Below are 17209 nucleotides of genomic sequence, written 5' to 3'. Positions count from 1 at the left end.
AACCGCGTCGAGTTGTCCGTCCGCGACAAACGAAGAGAGAAGGGCGCCGGGTCCGGGCGGGCCCGGCGCCCAGCGGCTCAGACGGCGTCCAGCTCCGCCGACTCCTCGGCGGAGAGCGTCAGTCGAGGAGCGGCGGCGGAGTCACGGATCGTCTCCGGACGGCTGGCGCCGGGGATCGGCACGACCACCGGTGACTTGGCGAGCATCCAGGCCAGACACACACGCTGCGGACTGACGCCGTGGGCCGCGGCGATCCTGGCGAAGGGGGCGTACGCCGAACCGAGGTCGCCGGCCCGGGAGATACCGCCGAGCGGACTCCAGGGCAGGAACGCGATGCCCAGCTCGTCGCACAGCCGCAGTTCCGGCTCGCTGGAACGGAATGCCGGGGAGAACTGGTTCTGCACGGCGACGAGACGTCCGCCGAGGATCTCGTTGGCCTGCCGGATCTGATCCGGGTCGGCGTTGGAGATTCCGGCCATACGGATCTTGCCCTCGTCCAGTAGATCCCGGACCGCGCCGACCGACTCCTCGTACGGGACCTTCGGGTCGGGGCGGTGGAACTGGTACAGCCCGATGGCCTCCACGCCCAGGCGGCGCAGCGAGGCCTCGCACGCCTCCCTGATGTGTGCGGGGGAGCCGTCCAGGGTCCAGCTGCCGTCACCGGGACGCAGATGTCCGCCCTTGGTGGCGACCAGGACGTCCGGACCGCGCTCGTGGGAGGCGAGCGCCTTGGCGATGAGGGTCTCGTTGTGCCCCACATCGTCGGCGCGCAGGTGGTAGGCGTCCGCCGTGTCGATCAGGGTCACGCCCGTGTCGAGCGCGGCATGGATGGTGGCGAGCGAACGGGCCTCGTCCGGCCGTCCCTCGATCGACATGGGCATACCGCCCAGACCGATCGCGCTGACCTCCACGTCACCGATGCGTCGAGTCTGCATTGCTCGTGACCTCTTCCGGGTGTAGCGACGTAAGGATGTGCCCCACCACCCTTGCTCGCCGAGGCCCAGAGGTCCAACAGGGGAATGCGAACGCATTCAGCACCCGCACAACTGAATCACGATGCCACCGCTGATAAAATGGGGTCACGCTTCGACACCGCCGGGGCCCGTGCCCATGGGGTACGGGCCCCGGCGCGTTGCGGGCGTCAGACCAGGAAGGCTCCTCATGAACGCCAAACCGTCGGCTCACAACGCGCCGCAGGGTGAGCTCACCACCCCGCGGACGGTGTCCCCGGGCCTGCCGCCGGCCGTGTCCTTCGACGCGCTCGGGCTGCCGCCGGAGCTCACGGAGACGATGGCGGGCCTCGGGGTGACGGAGCCCTTCCCGATCCAGGCGGCGACCCTTCCGAACGCACTGGCCGGCCGTGACGTCCTCGGCCGAGCGCGGACCGGCTCCGGCAAGACGCTCGCCTTCGGGCTCGCGCTGCTCGTCCGGACGGCGGGTCGCCGCGCGGAGGCCAAGCGCCCGCTCGCACTGGTGCTGGTGCCGACCCGGGAACTCGCGCAGCAGGTGGGCGACGCGCTGGCCCCGTACGCGCGGACACTGAACGTACGACTGGCGACGGTGGTCGGCGGTCTGTCGATCAACCGGCAGCAGGCCGAGCTGCGGGCCGGCGCCGAGGTGGTCATCGCGACCCCCGGGCGGCTGACGGACCTGGTGTCGCGCCGGGACTGCGTCCTGAACCACGTGCGGATCACGGTGCTGGACGAGGCGGACCAGATGTGCGACCTGGGGTTCCTGCCCCAGGTCTCGGACCTCATGGACCAGCTCCCCGCCGACGGACAGCGGCTGCTGTTCTCGGCCACGCTCGACCGCAACGTCGACCAGCTCGTACGCGACCACCTCCACGACCCGGTGCTCGCCACGGTCGACCGGCTGGCGAGCTCGGTCGCCACGATGGAACACCACGTCCTGAACATCCACGCCGCCGACAAGTACGCGACCGCGACCGAGATCGCCGCGCGCGACGGCCGGGTGCTGATGTTCCTGGACACCAAGACCGGTGTGGACCAGTTCACCCGTCATCTGCGGGCCAGTGGGGTACGGGCCGGAGCCCTGCACAGCGGTAAGTCGCAGCCGCAGCGCACGCACACCCTCGGTCAGTTCAAGGACGGTGCGATCACCGTGCTGGTGGCCACCAACGTCGCCGCACGGGGCATTCACATCGAGGCCCTCGATCTCGTCGTCAACGTCGACCCGCCGGCCGACGCCAAGGACTATCTGCACCGTGGGGGGCGTACGGCGCGTGCGGGGGAGTCCGGGAAGGTGGTCACCCTGGTCACTCCCAACCAGCGGCGCGACGTCAATCGGATGATGACGGACGCCGGGATTCGCCCGACGGTCGCACAGGTGCGCTCCGGCGAGGAGAAGCTGACCGCCATCACCGGCGCGAAGCGCCCGCCGACCGAGACGAGGACGAACACCGGTAACGCTCCGTTCCGCGGTATCGGCACCCGCCCGGGACGCCCGGCCAAGGAGTCCCGCAAAGCAGCCGAGGCCCGCAAGGCGGCGGAGGCCCGAGCGGCCGCCCGAGTCCGCAAGGGCCGCTGACCGGTCGTCAGAGGGCGAACGACTCGGTCAGACGCACGCTGTAGCCGTCCTCCTCCATCAGGACGACGGTCACCCCGAAGGGCGAGGGGTGGTCGATGTCGAGCGGGATGAAGGAGTAGTCGACCGCGGCCCGGACCGGGGGGATCAGCTCGCCGCCCGGCAGCGGCTCGGGTACGGGGAGCCACTGCGGGGCGGCCGTGGCAGGGCCCGCCGGGGAGTCGGTGGGGGCCTGCTCGGCGTAGGGGAACCGGTGCAGGGTGTGGCCGTCCTTCGTGGCGTGCACCAGGTTCAGGCACGGCGACGGGCCGGTGACCGGCAGCTCGCAGGTGGCGGCGACGTCCTGGGTCTCCCAGGCGAGGACGACCTCGTCGGCGCCGGCCGCCGCCGCGATGTTCGACAGCTGGGCGATGCCGGTGAGCGCGTCCTTGCCGGTCTCGACGGGACGCAGCCAGATCAGGCCGACCAGTTCACCGCGGACCAGCGGCATGATGACCGGGCGGGGCAGCTCCCCTTCGCCCGGGCCCGCGATGTACGCGTTCCTCATCGATGCGGCCAGGGCGTCCCAGGTCTGCGTGTCCACGAACTTCCTCTCACCAACTGCACGTTCACACGTTCACGATCGATGCGACCCTGTCACGGCAGCCGCGTCGACGCCAGTTCGTTCGACCGGGACCAGCCGCAGGAGTGGCCGGTCGGGCAGCGCCCTCGGGACCCGTTCCAGGACGCCGCCCGCGAACACGTCGTACAACGGCAGTGTCTCCAGGTGCACGTATCCGATGTGGCAGTCGCACACCCCCGAGGGGCAGACCCGTGGGCGCAGCGCGTCACGGTAGGAGCCGTCGTACAGATTCCCGAGTTCCGCGCGGACGAAGTGGCAGCGGCGCACGGCGCCCTCACCGTCCACGGAGAGCACCGACTCCCCGGTGCGGCACGGCAGGCCCGCCGAGCGGTGCGGATGGCGGCTGAACGGGAAGAGCGGGTCCAACGCGGTCCACTCACCGGCCTGTTCGTCGGTGTAGGTGTGCCCGTCGGCCGCGTTCACCCACAGATAGACCTGTTCCGGGAGTTCCGCGCGAAGCCGCCGCGCGTGCTCCAGGTGGTCCGGTACGCCGACGATGCCGACGCTGAAGCGGATCCCGAGCGCCGTCAGCTCGTACGTCCTGGCCAGGAACCGTTCGTAGGGCGTCTGCCCGGGGTGGTAGGTGCACCACAGGGCTACGGTGTCGCTGTCCGCGTCCGCGAGCCAGTCGGTGCGGCAGCTCAGATTGGTCTGGATGGCGACCCGGCGTATGTGCGGCTGGTGGGAGAGCTCGACCAGGGCACGCCGATACCAGGAACGGACCAGCCCCTCGCCCCACGGGGTGAAGAGCACCGACAGCTCGTCCTCCCGCTGCTCGCACGCCCACGCGGTGAAGCGCTCCAGTGCCGCACGGTCGGCGCGCAGTTGCGCGGTGCTGTCGCGGCGCTTCGCGAACGGGCAGTACGGGCAGTCGTAGTCGCAGGAGGCGAGCGGCCCGCGGTACAGCAGCGTCAGATCCACCGCGTGCCTCTCACTTCGTCTCGTAGGCGGCCATGGCGTCGCGCACGTCCGGTGAGAAGAACTCCGGGCCGATGGCGTCCGAGTGGGCCAGCCCCTCGGCGGACAGCCGCAGCCTCTCCGTCCCGTCACCGGCGCTCCCGCCGTCGTCGAGCCAGCCGCGCGCGGCGAGGGTGTCCAGCTCGGCGGGAAAGTCGTCGTATGCCCGGGAGCCGAACCGGAGCCGGTAGTCGGCGAGGGGCATGCCCTCGGCCTGGAGGAGGGACTGCAGCAGGTGCCGGCGCCGTGCCTCGTCCTCGTCGACCCGTCTGCCGTGGAGCGCGCGGGAGAAGTCCTCGGTGGCGGTGTAGTCGTCGACGATGCCGCGTATCTCCCGCATCGAGACCGCGTAGTCGAAGGAGTAGTGCAGCCGGGAGGTGTACGAGCGGGCACCGCAGCCCAGACCGATCATGCCGTCGGTCTGGCACGCGTAGTCGTCCGGACCCTGGGGCGGCGCGTCCGAGCGCCGGAACATCCGCATGGACACCTGCTCGTAGCCGCGGGAGAGAAGATGGTCACGGCCCTCCCGGTAGCGGCGCAGACGCTGCTCGTCCCAATTCCGGTCGGCCACCCCTCGGTCGCTGTGGCGGCCGAGGCCGGTCAGCGGACGGATGTAGAGGGGATAGAGGTAGATCTCCTCCGGGTGCCAGGCGAGAGCCGCGTCGAGGGAGTAGCGCCAACTGGCCGCCGTCTGCCCGTCGATGCCGTAGATCAGGTCGATGTTCAGGACGGGCACGGCGGCTTCGCGGATGCGGGCCAGGGCTGCCTCGACATTGGACCGGTGCTGCGGGCGTACGGCGGCCCGCGCCTCCTCCTCGACGAAGCTCTGCACGCCGAGGCTGAGACGGGTGGCGCCCCGCTCGGCGAGCACGGCCAGCCGGTCGGCGGTGGCCGTGGACGGTGACGCCTCCACGGACAGGGGGACCGCCCGCAGATCCACTCCCATCTCCTGCTCGGCGATGTCGCACAGCCGCTCCAGCTCCGCTGCCTCCAGGAAGGTCGGAGTGCCGCCGCCGAACGCGGCGTTGACGAACCGCGGGGGCCGCGCGTCACCCAGGGCCTCGCGGACCGCGACGGCCTGGCGGCGCACGGCGTCCAGATAGCGGCCCGTCAGACCGTCCGGCGCCCCGATCCGGGTGAACAGGTTGCAGAAGCCGCAGCGGACCTCGCAGAACGGTATGTGCAGGTACAGCGACAGCGACTCGCGGGACTCCCCGGCCCACAGGTCCGCGAGCCGGGGCCCGGGGGTGAGCGGCCGGTAGGCGGTCTTGTGCGGGTACGCGTACGTATAGCTCTGGTACGGCCGCGGCGGTTGGCCGACGCTGTCCGAGTCGGAGGTGTCCGTCGAGGTGGCGGTGGGGCTCATACGGACGGCTCCAGGAAGAAGTGGCCGTAGGGCACGGTCCACACGGATTCATGGCCGAGGCGGTGACCGGTGTGACCGTCGTCCCCGTAGGCGGTGCCATGGTCGGAGCAGACGATGGCGAAGCAGCGGCGACGCGAACTCATCGCCGTGAACAGCCGCCCGACATGACGGTCGACGTACTCCAGCGCGGCGGCGTGGGTGAGCCTGCTGTCACCCGCCTCCCGGGTCGCGCCGGGCAGGTGGAACCAGTTCGGCTGGTGCAGCGCGGAGACGTTCAGGAAGAGGAACAGCCGCTGCTCGGGCGGCAGTTCGGACACCGTCTTCTCGGCGCGTGCCACCTGTGCCTCGAAGGAGGTCGGGGAGGCCACGGAGAACTCCGGCTCCCAGTGGCTCTCCTGGAAGAACCCGGGCAGTACGTCGCCCAGGGCACCCTGCTTGTTGAAGAAGCCGACGCCGCCGATGCACACCGTTCGGTAGCCGTGCGAGGCCAGGCCGGACACGAGGTCGGGGGTGTCGAAGACGTACGTGCCGTCCGCTGTCGTCTCGCTGCCCGCGAACCGGGCCGCGAACAGCCGGGGATGCGGCCCCGGCGCCGCCGGTGTGGGCAGGAAGCCCGCGAACATCGCCTGGTGGGAGGCGTAGGTGAAACTCCCGGGCGCGTGCCGCTTCTCCCAGGTGCCGTCCGGCAGATGGGCGGTGAGGTTGGGCAGCCGTCCGGCGGCGGCGAGTTCTACGGCCACGTCGTGGCGGAGGGTGTCCAGGGTGAGCAGCAACAGGTCGTCACGGCCCACCACATCGTTCATGTCCGGCCCGGCGGCCGGGGCGGGAAGGGGCTCAGACGGTGGCATGGGCGGTCCTCGAAAGCTCGTGCGGTGGAACGCGTGGAACGGGTGATGCCGGTGGTGTCGCCGGCCCTGGCCCTGGTGTCTGTGGGAAGTGGCCGGGGGCGAACGACGTTGCCGCGGCGACCTGTGCGGCGTACGTGTCCAGGCCCTCGGCCCCACTGCCGGGGAGGCCGGTGAGGCGGGGGAGCAGATCACCGAACGCGTTGACCTCTCCGACGGCGAAGCGGCGCCAGCCGACGGCCGGCAGCAGATCGACACCGACGCACAGGGTGCCGGGGAAGCAGGCCGCGGCCCGCTCACTCGTTTCGAGGGCGGTCGCCCAGCGGTCACCGGCGAGCGCCCGTACGGCGGCCAGGTCGCCGCGCGCCCCGCCGAGATGCAGATTGGTCAGCGGAGAACGGCTGGTGCGGACCACGACGTGGGTGGCCCGGCCGCCCACGACCACGATGCGCAGATCCGCCGACCGGCCGCCGAGCGACGCCTTCGGCAGCCATCGCTCGATGTGCAGCCCGTCGGGGGCGAGCGTGTCGACGATCGCGGCGATCTCCCCCTCCTCGGTGTAGCGGCGCACCCGCAGGGAGTTGTGCAGCCGGCCCTCCCCGGTGCGCTCCACGGACGTGGTCGCGCGGATGCGGCCCGACGCGGTCGTCTCGATCGCCAGGACGCCGGAGGCGGAGGAGCCGTGCGCGAGCTTGACGAACACCCGCCGCAGGCCCGCCTCCGCCATCCGGGCGCGTACGTCCGCCCAGTCCCGCACCGGCGCCACGCCCCCGGAGGTGGGGGAGGGCGGTACCGGCACGCCCGCCCGGACGAGCCGGTCGTGACACAGCCGCTTGTCGAACATCACGGCCAGATCCACCGGGTCGTCGAGCCGCCGCCCGCCGCGCAACGAGGCCACACCCCGCAGGAACCGTCCGTACCAGCGCGCGGACCCCTCCACCCGCGTCGGATCGTCCACATCGCGCAACAACACGTCCACCTCGGCGCTCTCCCCGGGGGAGTCGAGGCGGACGAACTCGTCGGCGGCGAAGTCGTGTCCCCCTTCGCGCAGGACGTCCCGCCACTCGACCACGCGAGGCGTGCCGTGACCGGCGGCCCGGGCGGCCGCGCCGAACAGGCTCACCCGGCGGTTGTCCCCGTTGGCGACCACCGCCCACCTCGGTGAGACGCTCCCCGCCTCCGTGTACCGCATGCCGCTCACCCTCCCCCTGTCCGCCTGCCGTGCTCTGCTGCGTCCGGACGCCTCCGTGTTACTCGCCCACCGAGACGAAACGCCACACTGTGCCGTCGTCCTCCTCGTCGGACTCGGCGTCGCCGGGATCGGCGTCGACCTCCACACCGGCGGGCTCCAGTGTCTGGAGCAGCCGTGTACGCAGCGCCTCACTGAGGTAGTTGTGGTGCAGGTCGAGCTTCTTCAGATGGGTCAGCGGCTGACCGCTCAGCAGCGCGGTCGCACCCTCGTCGGTCAGCACGCCCATCGAGACGTCGAGAACCTCCAGACGAGCCACCACCGGCGCGGACGCGAGCGCCGAACAGACGGCGTCCTGGATCTCGCTGTTGCGCAGGGCGAGCCGCCTGAGGCCGGGCAGCCTGGTGCCGGCCAGGAAGGGCTCCAGGTCCGTCACGTCGGCATCGCCCCCGTACTCGGACGTGCCCAGCCACAGGTCGAGTTCGACGAGGGCGGGCAGATCGCTGCCGGCGATGCCGCGCACCACCTCGACGGGCAGGCCGCCGGTCTCGACGGTCAGTGTGCGTAGCCGCTCGTGCCGGACGGCGGGGAAGGACAGCTGGTTTCCGCCGCGGACTCCGAACTCCTCCAGGTCGGGAAAGGCCTCCAGCAGGGGAGTGACATCGCCCTGGGTGATCCAGGAGATCTCGCATTCCTCCGACAGGACATCGGCCAGGAACAGACCGCGCAGGGCGGGCAGTCGGTCGCGGGCCGCCACCAGCGCCCCGATCACCTCGTCGGGGCCGCTGTCGTACATGTCGCTCCACGCACCGACGATCAGCGCCCGCACCCGCCGGGTGTCGACGGCCTCCAGGAAGCGGGCGAAGGCCTCCTCCCACTGCTCCTTGGCGTCGTAGGAGTCGGCGGAGATGCGCCAGGCGACGGACTCGGGCGACGGAAGAGCGGACATGTCCGCCGAAGTGTCACCGGCTTCGGGAAAGGTGAAGGCCGACAGGCCGTGGAATTCCCCGAGGTGGTTACCGACTGTCATGCGTGCGTGCTCCCTGATCCGGAGGCCGGTGGATCGGCGGTCGTGGTCCCACGCCCGGCGCGCGCCGATCGCGTCCGGGTAGAGGAGTTCTACCAAGCCCCACTGACAACGCCGCGAACAGGGGGGCCCACCGAGGCAGCCCCGACCACCGGAACCCGCTTACGAGGATCAATGTCAGTGGTCGCCCCTACGGTCGTTCCCATGGCACACGGGGTGCCGCATCGGGAGGGAGATCCATGTACCGGCAAGGAGACGTACTGATCGTGTCGTTGGCCGAGGACGCGGTGCCGGAGTACGCGCTCGACGCGGCGTCCGAACCGCGTGACGGCCGGGGCAGACTCGTCCTGGCCCTCGGTGAGGTCACCGGCCACGCCCATGCGGTGGCCGGTCCGGGGCGGCTGATCCGCGAGGCCGGCGTGTTCGGGCCGATGCTGCTGCACGTACCCGAGGGCGCGCGTGTCGTGCACGAGGAGCACGCGGCGATCTCCCTGCCGAAGGGCTGGTACCGGGTGATCCGGCAGCGGGAGTACATCCCGGGTTCGGTGCGCGTCGTCGCCGACTGACACACCGAGGCACACGGGCGAAGCGTAGGACCGGGCGGCACGGGGATGCGGCCCGGCACGGTACTTGGAGAGGAACGGCGTTGACGGATCAGGGCAGTTGGCGGACCGCGGCAGCGGCGACGGGACCGGGGGACCGGGCGGCGGCCGAAAGGGGTGTCCGGCTCGCGTACCGGCGTGCGGGACTGGCGGAGCCGGATCGCATCCTGTGGACGCGCTCGCCCCGCGAGGCGGTGCGGATGCTCATGACGGGCGCCCGGCCGGACGGTTCGGCGCTGGGGCCCCTCGGTGCCGGGGTCCGCGACGCCGTGCTGGGCGCGCCCTGGGCGGCAGAACGGGAGCGGCTGCACGCGGAGTTGGGCCCGGAGCGGTGGAGCGGGCACTGGCGGGCCACCGGAGCGGGCCTGTGGGACTCGACCCGCATGCTGGTCGACCGGGTACGGGCGGGAATCGTCGAGGAACTGGCCGCCGACCGACGGCAGGAGGCGCAGGTCCGTCTGCTGCTCCTGGACGCCGCGCTGGGACAGCACGACGCGGCCTGGCTGTGCGCGTTCGAGTCGGGTGTCGACAGCCCCCTGGCGGGCCTGGCCGCCGTGGCGCGTGAAGCCGGCTGGTGGTGGCCCTACGAGAAGACGGCGATCGTCAGCGAACGCCCCCTGACCCTGCACCGCGACGAGGCGGGCCGCCTGGACAGCGGCGACGGTCCGGCCCTCGGCTACTCGGACGGGTTCGAGCTGTACGCCTGGCGTGGCATGCCGGTGCCGCGGGACTTCCTGGACGAGCTGACCGCGCTCACCCCGGCGCGGATCCGTGCCGAGGAGAACGCCGAACTCCGGCGCGTGATGCTGGAGTTCTACGGCTATGACCGGTACCTGGACGAGTCCGGCGCGAAGCCCGTCCACCGTGACGAGACCGGGGTGCTGTGGCGGGTCGTCCTCGCCGGCGACGAGGACGTGGTGATGGTCGAGGTCGTCAACTCCACACCCGAGCCCGACGGTACGAGCCGTACCTACTGGCTGCGGGTGCCGCCGACGACCCGCACGGCCCGCGAGGGCGTGGCCTGGACGTTCGGCCTCGGCGCGGACGTGTACGAGCCGCTGCGGCAGACATGACCGCGGTCGGGCCGAACGTCAGGCCCGCTTCAGCTTCCCGAGTTGGGCGGAGACCAGTTCGGCCGGTACCTCGGCGGGCGAACCGGTGCCGCTCACCGCGTAGAACATGACGACTGTGGCGCCGCTGCGGACGACCACGAAGGCGTCCGAGGAGTCGCCCCGGGTCTGCAGCTCGAAGGCGACGGCGTCGTCGCCCGCGTCGGGTGCGGCAGCCGGCTTGACGGTGGTCCGGGCGGGTACGCCGCCCTCGTAGGCGGTGCAGTCCTTCAGGGCGGTGCGCAGGCCGTCGAGGATGCCTTCGGCATCCGGCTGGTCGTAGGCCATCAGGCCGATGGTGGTGGCGGAGCCGGCCGACGAGCCCGATGTGGCGTAGGCGAGGAGGCCGAGGAACTGCTTCGGGGCAGGCTTGGGGGACGCGGTGCGCATGTTCTCCAGCGGCTGGCAGACCGCTGGACGGGCGGTGCCGCCGCCGGCGGGCTTGGCGGGGAAGTCGGTGATCTGGAAGCCGTCCACCTCGGTCCCGGACAGTGCCGCGGACTTCAGCTCGGCCGCGTCGAGCGGGTCGGCGGCAGCCTCCGGCTCCTGCGCGGACGCCGAGGCGGACGGGGACCCGGACGCCGGGACGGACGGGGATCCCGAGGAGGTTCCCGACGGTGAGGCCTTCGCGTCGGAACCGTCGTCACCGCCGCCGCCCCCGCATCCGGTCACCAGCACCGCTGCGCAGAGGAGTGTCGCCAACTTGACCTGTCTTATGGGCACTTGGTGACTCCCTGATCTCGATTCCGAGCGAATGGATCAGCATTGCCTCATACGTGCGGTGATGGGGAGATTTTGCCGACACGTGATCTTTGGGCGGGGTCGGCGCTCAGGGCACCTGTACCGGTGTGGTCTCCAGGAGTTCGCCGGCCATCCGGCGGGCGGGGGCCTCCGTCTGTCGCGCGATGCGGTGGAAGGTCTCCTGGGCCGAGCGGGCCGGCCATTCGGGAGGCAGATGGCCGGCGGGCAGCCTCGGGTCCGTGCGGATGGTGTCCAGCCATTCGCTGATCACGCGCAGCCGGACACCGAGCGGATCGTCGGCGCCGGTGCCGGGCCAGCCGGACCAGCGCTGCTCGAACTCGGCGTACCGGGCACCCACGCCGGCCAGGTCCCAGGTGTCACGGATCATCAGACCGATGTCGGTGGCGTCGTCGGCCCTGGCGTGGAAGATCTTGACGTGGGCGGCCAGGCCCAGTTCGGAGACGAGCGCGGAGGCGTCGATGTCACCGGGCGCGATCCACAGCCCGCTGTACAGGGCACCGAAACCCGACCAGGTGAGCCGGGAGCGCAGATCGTGCCGCTGGCGCTGCCAGGATTCGGGGAGTGAGAAGCCGAGCAGTGTCCAGGTGCCGTCCCAGTCCTCGTTGACGGCGTCGGTCTGCCAGAGGCGCTGTTTGCCGTCCATGAGGATCTCGGCGGTCTGCTCGGTCAGGCCGAAGTACATCCTGCGCCCGTGGCGCTGACGCTGCAGCAGACCCCGGTTGACCATGCGGGTGAGGGTGGACCTGACCGCGTGCTCCCCGACTCCGGCGCGGGCGAGGACGTCGATGATGCTGCCCGAGTAGACGTGTCCGAGCCCCTCCTCCAGAACGTAGCTGCCGAACAGGGTGAACATGAGCGACTGGGGGCGCGGCTGCGGTCCGGCGGAGGTTTCCTCGGCGGCCTGGGTGATCTCGTCGTGCACGTCGGAAAGGGTACGGCCGCCCGGCGGATCCCCGGCGTCAGGGGGCGCGGACGGGGTCACGTGGATGTCGGGCCGACGGGGCCGCGGATCGTCATGCGGGGCTGCACAGACAGAACTCCCTTTTGGCTGAGCCTTGTTGGCGGAGCCGCGCTCATCGAAGTCGTCGGGGCCTCTCTTGTCCTGAGTACTGACAGCGCGAACATAGGTGTGTACATTGCGGCCGTCAAGAAAGTGCACAACATTTGGGTCGCAGGTCCGCGCGACTCCGTCTGTCACTTCGGGGCGGTCCCCTCCCCGTTCACCGTTGATTCCGTCAGGAGAGGCCCATGCAGAGGCGTGTTCTCGGGCTTGCGGCAGTAGTGATCACGGTCGTCGGCGCGGCCGGATGCGGGTCGTCGGACCCGGCAGGCAGTGGTTCGTCGTCCTCGGACGGCTCCAGGACCACGAAGGTCAAGGTCGGCATCATCCCCATCATCGATGTCGCCCCGCTCTACCTGGGGCAGAAGAAGGGGTTCTTCAGCAGCAGGGGCATCGAACTGGAGATGGTGCCCGCCCAGGGCGGCGCGGCGATCATCCCGGGTGTGGTGAGCGACCAGTTCCAGTTCGGGTTCAGCAACACCACGTCACTGATGATCGCCCAGGTCAAGGGCGTACCGATCAAGTCCGTGGTCAACGGCGCGGCCTCCAACGGCAAGGTCGGGGCGGATGTCACCGGTGTGGCCGTCAAGAAGGACAGCTCGATCAAGTCGGCCAAGGACCTCGCCGGGCGGACGGTCGCCGTCAACACCCTGCAGAACATCGGATCCACCACGGTGCGTGAGTCGGTCCGGCTGGCCGGCGGCGACCCGTCGAAGGTCAAGTTCGTCGAAATGCCGTTCGATCAGATGCCGGCCGCGCTGGACGGCGGGCGCGTGGACGCCGCCTGGATGGGCGATCCCGCGATGACGATCGCCAAGGCGCAGGGCGCCCGCGTGGTGGCCTCGCCGTTCGCCGAGACGGACCCGAAGCTCACCGTGGCGACCTACTTCACCTCCACCCAGGTCGTGAAACAGAAGCCGGATCTGGTCAGGAAGTTCGTCGCCGCCATGAGCGAATCCCTTCAGTACGCCTCCGACCACCCGGACGAGGCACGCCAGATCCTCACCACTTACACCAAGCTCAGCGGCGACGTCCTGAACAAGGTCACGCTGCCCGACTGGCCGACCGAGGTCAACCTGGCGTCGTTGGAGAAGCTGGCCTCCCTCGGCGAGCAGGACGGGCTCTTCGACGGCAAGAAGCCCGACCTGAACGCCCTGTTCTCGTGACCCGCGTCGCCGCCGCCGTCGATGCGTCGGGCCCTGCCGAAACCTCCGCCCGGCGGCTCCCGCAGCGGGCCGTCGCCCCGCTGCGCGGACTCGCCGGAATCGCCGGGCTCGTCGCGGTGATCGAGGTCCTGCCGCACACCGGCCTGGTGTCCGCCGACTACCTGCCACCGGCGTCGGTGACCGTCCGCGCCCTGTGGGCACTGCTCGCCGAACAGGCGTTCTGGACCGCGCTCGGCGACACCCTCACCGGCTGGGGCCTGGGCCTGGCCATCTCCGTCGTGGCGGGCGTGGCGGCCGGACTCGTCATCGGCTCCGTGCCCGCCCTGCGTGCGGTCACCGCCTCCACCATCGAGTTCCTGCGCCCGATCCCCTCCGTCGCCCTCATCCCCGTCGCCGTCCTGCTCTACGGCGCCGACCTCAGGTCCGAGCTGCTGCTCGTCGTGTACGCCGCCTTCTGGCAGGTGATCGTCCAGGTACTGGCAGGCATCCAGGACGTCGACCCGGTCGCCGACGACACCGCCCGCAGCTATCGGCTCGGCACCTGGGGACGGCTGCGCCACGTCATGTGGCCCACCGCCCTGCCGTACGTGATGACAGGCGTACGGCTGGCCGCCACCGTGGCGCTCATCCTCGCCGTCACCGCCGAACTGGTCATCGGCGCACCAGGGCTCGGCCGCGAGATCGCCGTCGCGCAGTCGTCCGGCGCCGTGCCGCAGGTCTACGCCCTGGTCCTGGTCACGGGCCTGCTCGGCGTCGCCGTCAACCTGGTGGCGCGAGCGGTCGAGCGACGGGCGCTGCACTGGCACCAGTCCGTACGCACGGAGGTGGCCGGATGACCGTCCTCACCGTCCTGCGGCGCGCCCTGCTTCTGCTGGGCCTGCCCGCCGTCCTCTTCGCCGTGTGGTGGTACGCCACCGCCGACAGCACCGACTTCTACGTGCCGCCGCTGTCCAGCATCCTCGATGCCTTCGGGAAGGTCTGGACGGGAGAGCGGCTGCTGTCCGACGTCGTCCCGAGTCTTCTGCGCCTCACCGCCGGCTACCTCATCGCCGTGGCGGCCGGAGTGGGACTCGGCCTCCTGGTCGGTCTGCGACGAGCCGTACGGGACGTCCTGGAACCGGTCCTCGAACTCTTCCGGGCCATCCCACCACCCGTACTCGTGCCGGTGATCATGCTGTTCGCGGGTATCGGCGACACCATGAAGGTGATCGTCATCGTCAGCGGCTGTGTGTGGCCGATCCTGCTCAACACCGTCGAAGGCGTCCGCGCCGTGGACGAGGTGCTCAGCGACACCTGCCGGTCCTACGGCATCACCGGTGCCGCCCGTCTGCGGCACCTGGTGCTCCGTGCGGCGAGCCCGCAGATCGTGACGGGCATGCGCCAGGCGCTGTCGATCGGGATCATCCTCATGGTCATCAGCGAGATGTTCGCCGCCAGCAATGGCCTCGGCTTCACGATCGTGCAGTTCCAACGCTCGTTCGCCATCCCTGAGATGTGGAGCGGCGTCCTGCTGCTCGGCATCCTCGGCTTCCTGCTGTCCCTGCTCTTCCGGATCGCCGAGAACCGGGTCCTGGCCTGGTACCACGGCCTGCGCCGCGCCCGGCGCAACCCCTGAAACGGAGCCGTCGATGCTCGACGTACGCCACCTGCGGAAGATCTACACCGGACGGAACCGCAACGTCGAAGCCGTGCGCGATCTGACGTTCCACATCGATGCCGGTGAACTCGTCTGCCTGGTCGGCCCCTCGGGGTGCGGCAAGACCACACTGCTGAAGTGCATGGCGGGACTGCTCGACCCCACAGACGGCGAAGTACTCCTGGACGGACGCCCGGTCGTCGGGCCCCCGCCCGGAATGGCGGTCGTCTTCCAGGAGTACGGCCGCTCGCTGTTCGCCTGGATGAACGTCCGCGACAACGTCGCCCTGCCCCTGCGCCGCAAGAAGCTCGGCAAGGCGCGGACGCGGGAACTGGTGGACCACGCACTGGAGGTGGTCGGTCTGGCCGACGCCCACCAGGCCTACCCCTGGCAGCTTTCGGGCGGCATGCAGCAGCGCGTGGCCATCGCCCGGGCCGTCGCCTTCGAACCGAAGGTCCTGCTCATGGACGAACCCTTCGCGGCCGTCGACGCCCAGACCCGTGCCGAACTGGAGGACCTCATCCGGCACTTGTGGCGGGAACTCGGTGTCACCGTCCTGTTCGTCACCCACGACATCGACGAAGCCGTCTACCTCGGCCAGCGCACCGTCATCCTGTCCGCGTCACCGACCGTGGTGCGGGAGGACGTCACCATCGATCTCCCCGACGAACGCGACCAGTTGCACACCCGCTCCAGCCCGCGCTTCGCCGAACTGCGCGCCCACGTCTACGAGCAGATCCAGCAGGCGAAACACCACAACGGCGACACGGCCACCGAGGTCGCCGACCGGATCCCCGAGCCCTCGCTGCCGAAAACCGTACGCTGAGCGGCAGTTGCCGCGGAACACCCGCACCCGGCCGCCGTCCCTCACCTGTGGTGCTCCAGTTCCCGCGCGGGTGACCCGGCTCGGCGCGCTGCTACGGCCATGACGGCGACGGCGATCAGGACGAGGCCGGCGCCCACGTACAGCGGCGCCGTGTAGCCGAGGCCCGCGGTGATGGCCAGGCCGCCGAGCCAGGCGCCGAGAGCGTTGCCGACATTGGACGCGGACACGTTGGCGCCGGCGGCCAGCGCCGCTCCCTGGGCGTGGTCGGTGACGCGAGTGATCATGCCGGGCACACTGGCGAACCCGGTCACTCCCATCAGGAACACCAGGACCACCGACGCGGCGGCGCTGGTGGCCAGCAGACCGAACGGGGCGAGGGTGACGCCGAGTCCGAGCAGGGAAAGGACCAGCGTACGGTCCCGGTCCAGGTCGGCGGCCCGGCCGCCCACCAGGTTCCCGACGACCAGGCCGACGCCGTACACCATCAGCAGCCAGGCGACGTCCGACGACGAGAAGCCGCCGACCTCGGTGAACGTGTAGGCGATGTAGCTGAACGCGCCGAACATGCCGCCGTAGCCGAGCGCGGTGGCCGTCAGCGTGAGCCAGACCTGCCAGGAGCGGAACGCACGGAACTGGGCCCGCGGACCGGTGGGCGGCAGCCGCTCCGGGCGGCCCGTCACCTCCGACGTCAGGGGCCCTCCGGCCGAGCCGGGCACGAGGGCGACGATGCCCGCCAGCGCGAGCAGGCCGATCGCGGTGACCGCCCAGAAGGCCGCCCGCCAGCCCCAGCGTTCCCCGACGAGTGCGCCGAACGGCACACCCAGCACGTTCGCCACCGTCAGCCCGGCGAACATGACCGCCACCGCCCGGGACTTCCTCTCCGGCGCGACCAGACCGCGCGCGACCAGCGAGCCGATACCGAAGAACGAACCGTGGCACAACGCGGCGACGATCCGGCCCAACATCATCACCTCGTACGTGGGCGCCACCGCGGAGAGCAGATTGCCGATGACGAACAACACCACAAGGCCGACCAGCACCTGCTTGCGGGGCAGCCGTGCCGTGGCGGCGGTCAGCGCGATCGCACCGACCGCGACGCTCAGCGCGTACCCGGAGATCAGCCGGCCGGCGACAGCCTCCGACACGTCGAAACTCGACGCCACCTGCGGCAGCAGCCCGGCGATCAGGAACTCGGTCAGCCCGATCCCGAAACCGCCCAGGGCCAGCGCGATCAGTCCACTCGGCATCTGTCGCATGGCCCCACTCTCACCCCCGGCGGCGGACCCGTCCATGGACAAAGATCGATGACGCTTGGACGGAACCCAAGAGGCCCTGGGGCCGGTACACAGTTGGCCGCGCCGTGATCCCGTCGTCAGGACGTCGTGCCGTGCGGCTCCCGGACGACGGCGACATGCGACCAGAAACAAACGCGATCGGACAGATTCGATCGGCTGACGCGGTGGAGAGTGAACTTTCCGAGGGTTCGCTGTCAAGGCTC

The 17209-nt window shown here is 70.7% G+C and carries 17 protein-coding genes; 7 read left to right on the top strand and 10 right to left on the bottom strand.

Annotated elements, in window-relative coordinates; genetic code table 11:
* Window positions 1-77: 77 nt before the first annotated feature.
* Window positions 78-935 carry an aldo/keto reductase gene (locus PV734_RS20590; protein WP_319094419.1) on the bottom strand — a complete coding sequence of 286 codons (858 nt, stop codon included), beginning with the start codon at window positions 933-935 and terminating at the stop codon, window positions 78-80.
* Between the two features lie 226 nt (window positions 936-1161).
* Here PV734_RS20590 and PV734_RS20585 point away from each other — a divergent pair, with 226 nt between their 5' ends.
* Window positions 1162-2547 carry a DEAD/DEAH box helicase gene (locus tag PV734_RS20585; RefSeq protein WP_319290728.1) on the top strand — a complete coding sequence of 462 codons (1386 nt, stop codon included), beginning with the start codon at window positions 1162-1164 and terminating at the stop codon, window positions 2545-2547.
* Between the two features lie 7 nt (window positions 2548-2554).
* Here the strand turns inward: PV734_RS20585 and PV734_RS20580 are convergent, their stop codons facing one another.
* Genes PV734_RS20580 through PV734_RS20555 form a run of 6 tightly spaced genes read right to left on the bottom strand, consistent with a single transcriptional unit; the run spans window position 2555 to window position 8553 of the window.
* On the bottom strand, window positions 2555-3127 hold the full coding sequence (locus PV734_RS20580; protein ID WP_319290726.1) for a hypothetical protein: 573 nt from the start codon (window positions 3125-3127) through the stop codon (window positions 2555-2557).
* A gap of 33 nt (window positions 3128-3160) precedes the next feature.
* The gene (locus PV734_RS20575; protein ID WP_319094416.1) at window positions 3161-4087 is read right to left on the bottom strand and encodes an STM4011 family radical SAM protein; all 927 of its coding nucleotides are present in this window, start codon (window positions 4085-4087) and stop codon (window positions 3161-3163) included.
* A 10-nt stretch (window positions 4088-4097) separates the two neighbouring features.
* Complete coding sequence (locus PV734_RS20570; RefSeq protein ID WP_319290724.1) at window positions 4098-5489, bottom strand: STM4012 family radical SAM protein; 1392 nt, start codon at window positions 5487-5489, stop codon at window positions 4098-4100.
* Window positions 5486-6292, bottom strand: a complete 807-nt coding sequence (locus PV734_RS20565) for an STM4013/SEN3800 family hydrolase (RefSeq protein ID WP_319094599.1) — start codon at window positions 6290-6292, stop codon at window positions 5486-5488. The genes PV734_RS20570 and PV734_RS20565 overlap by 4 nt, the downstream gene beginning before the upstream one ends.
* Before the next feature lie 31 nt (window positions 6293-6323).
* The gene (locus PV734_RS20560; protein ID WP_319094414.1) at window positions 6324-7526 is read right to left on the bottom strand and encodes an STM4014 family protein; all 1203 of its coding nucleotides are present in this window, start codon (window positions 7524-7526) and stop codon (window positions 6324-6326) included.
* Window positions 7527-7584: 58 nt separating this feature from the next.
* Window positions 7585-8553 (bottom strand): STM4015 family protein, encoded by a 969-nt coding sequence (locus PV734_RS20555; protein WP_319094413.1) that lies wholly within the window; start codon window positions 8551-8553, stop codon window positions 7585-7587.
* A gap of 236 nt (window positions 8554-8789) precedes the next feature.
* On the opposite strand from PV734_RS20555, the gene PV734_RS20550 reads away from it, so the two are divergent.
* Window positions 8790-9116 carry a hypothetical protein gene (locus PV734_RS20550; RefSeq protein ID WP_319094412.1) on the top strand — a complete coding sequence of 109 codons (327 nt, stop codon included), beginning with the start codon at window positions 8790-8792 and terminating at the stop codon, window positions 9114-9116.
* 80 nt (window positions 9117-9196) lie between these two features.
* Entirely contained in the window at window positions 9197-10225 is a 1029-nt protein-coding gene (locus PV734_RS20545; RefSeq protein ID WP_319094411.1) for a DUF6745 domain-containing protein, read from the top strand.
* Window positions 10226-10243: 18 nt separating this feature from the next.
* On the opposite strand, the gene PV734_RS20540 is transcribed toward PV734_RS20545, so the two are convergent.
* Window positions 10244-10984, bottom strand: coding sequence for a hypothetical protein (locus PV734_RS20540; RefSeq protein ID WP_319094410.1), 741 nt, complete (start codon window positions 10982-10984; stop codon window positions 10244-10246).
* Window positions 10985-11090: 106 nt separating this feature from the next.
* Window positions 11091-11945 (bottom strand): PaaX family transcriptional regulator C-terminal domain-containing protein, encoded by an 855-nt coding sequence (locus tag PV734_RS20535; RefSeq protein WP_415924234.1) that lies wholly within the window; start codon window positions 11943-11945, stop codon window positions 11091-11093.
* A 326-nt stretch (window positions 11946-12271) separates the two neighbouring features.
* Here PV734_RS20535 and PV734_RS20530 point away from each other — a divergent pair, with 326 nt between their 5' ends.
* The 4 genes from PV734_RS20530 (at window position 12272) to PV734_RS20515 (ending at window position 15711) form a co-directional block, all read left to right on the top strand.
* Window positions 12272-13249: an ABC transporter substrate-binding protein gene (locus PV734_RS20530; protein ID WP_319094409.1), complete on the top strand. Its 978-nt coding sequence runs from the start codon at window positions 12272-12274 to the stop codon at window positions 13247-13249.
* Window positions 13250-13329: 80 nt separating this feature from the next.
* Window positions 13330-14085, top strand: a complete 756-nt coding sequence (locus PV734_RS20525; protein WP_319094597.1) for an ABC transporter permease — start codon at window positions 13330-13332, stop codon at window positions 14083-14085.
* Window positions 14082-14864 carry an ABC transporter permease gene (locus PV734_RS20520; protein ID WP_319094408.1) on the top strand — a complete coding sequence of 261 codons (783 nt, stop codon included), beginning with the start codon at window positions 14082-14084 and terminating at the stop codon, window positions 14862-14864. Before PV734_RS20525 ends, PV734_RS20520 begins: the two co-directional genes overlap by 4 nt.
* A gap of 13 nt (window positions 14865-14877) precedes the next feature.
* Window positions 14878-15711 carry an ABC transporter ATP-binding protein gene (locus tag PV734_RS20515; protein WP_319094407.1) on the top strand — a complete coding sequence of 278 codons (834 nt, stop codon included), beginning with the start codon at window positions 14878-14880 and terminating at the stop codon, window positions 15709-15711.
* 41 nt (window positions 15712-15752) lie between these two features.
* Here PV734_RS20515 and PV734_RS20510 read toward each other — a convergent pair whose 3' ends face one another.
* Window positions 15753-16958: an MFS transporter gene (locus PV734_RS20510; RefSeq protein WP_319290887.1), complete on the bottom strand. Its 1206-nt coding sequence runs from the start codon at window positions 16956-16958 to the stop codon at window positions 15753-15755.
* Window positions 16959-17209: the final 251 nt, after the last annotated feature.

The sequence above is a fragment of the Streptomyces sp. AK08-02 genome (assembly GCF_033795085.1).
Lineage (GTDB): Bacteria > Actinomycetota > Actinomycetes > Streptomycetales > Streptomycetaceae > Streptomyces > Streptomyces echiniscabiei.
The sequence above is the reverse complement of the archived record's forward strand: the minus strand, read 5'-3'. Positions and strand labels throughout refer to the sequence as shown.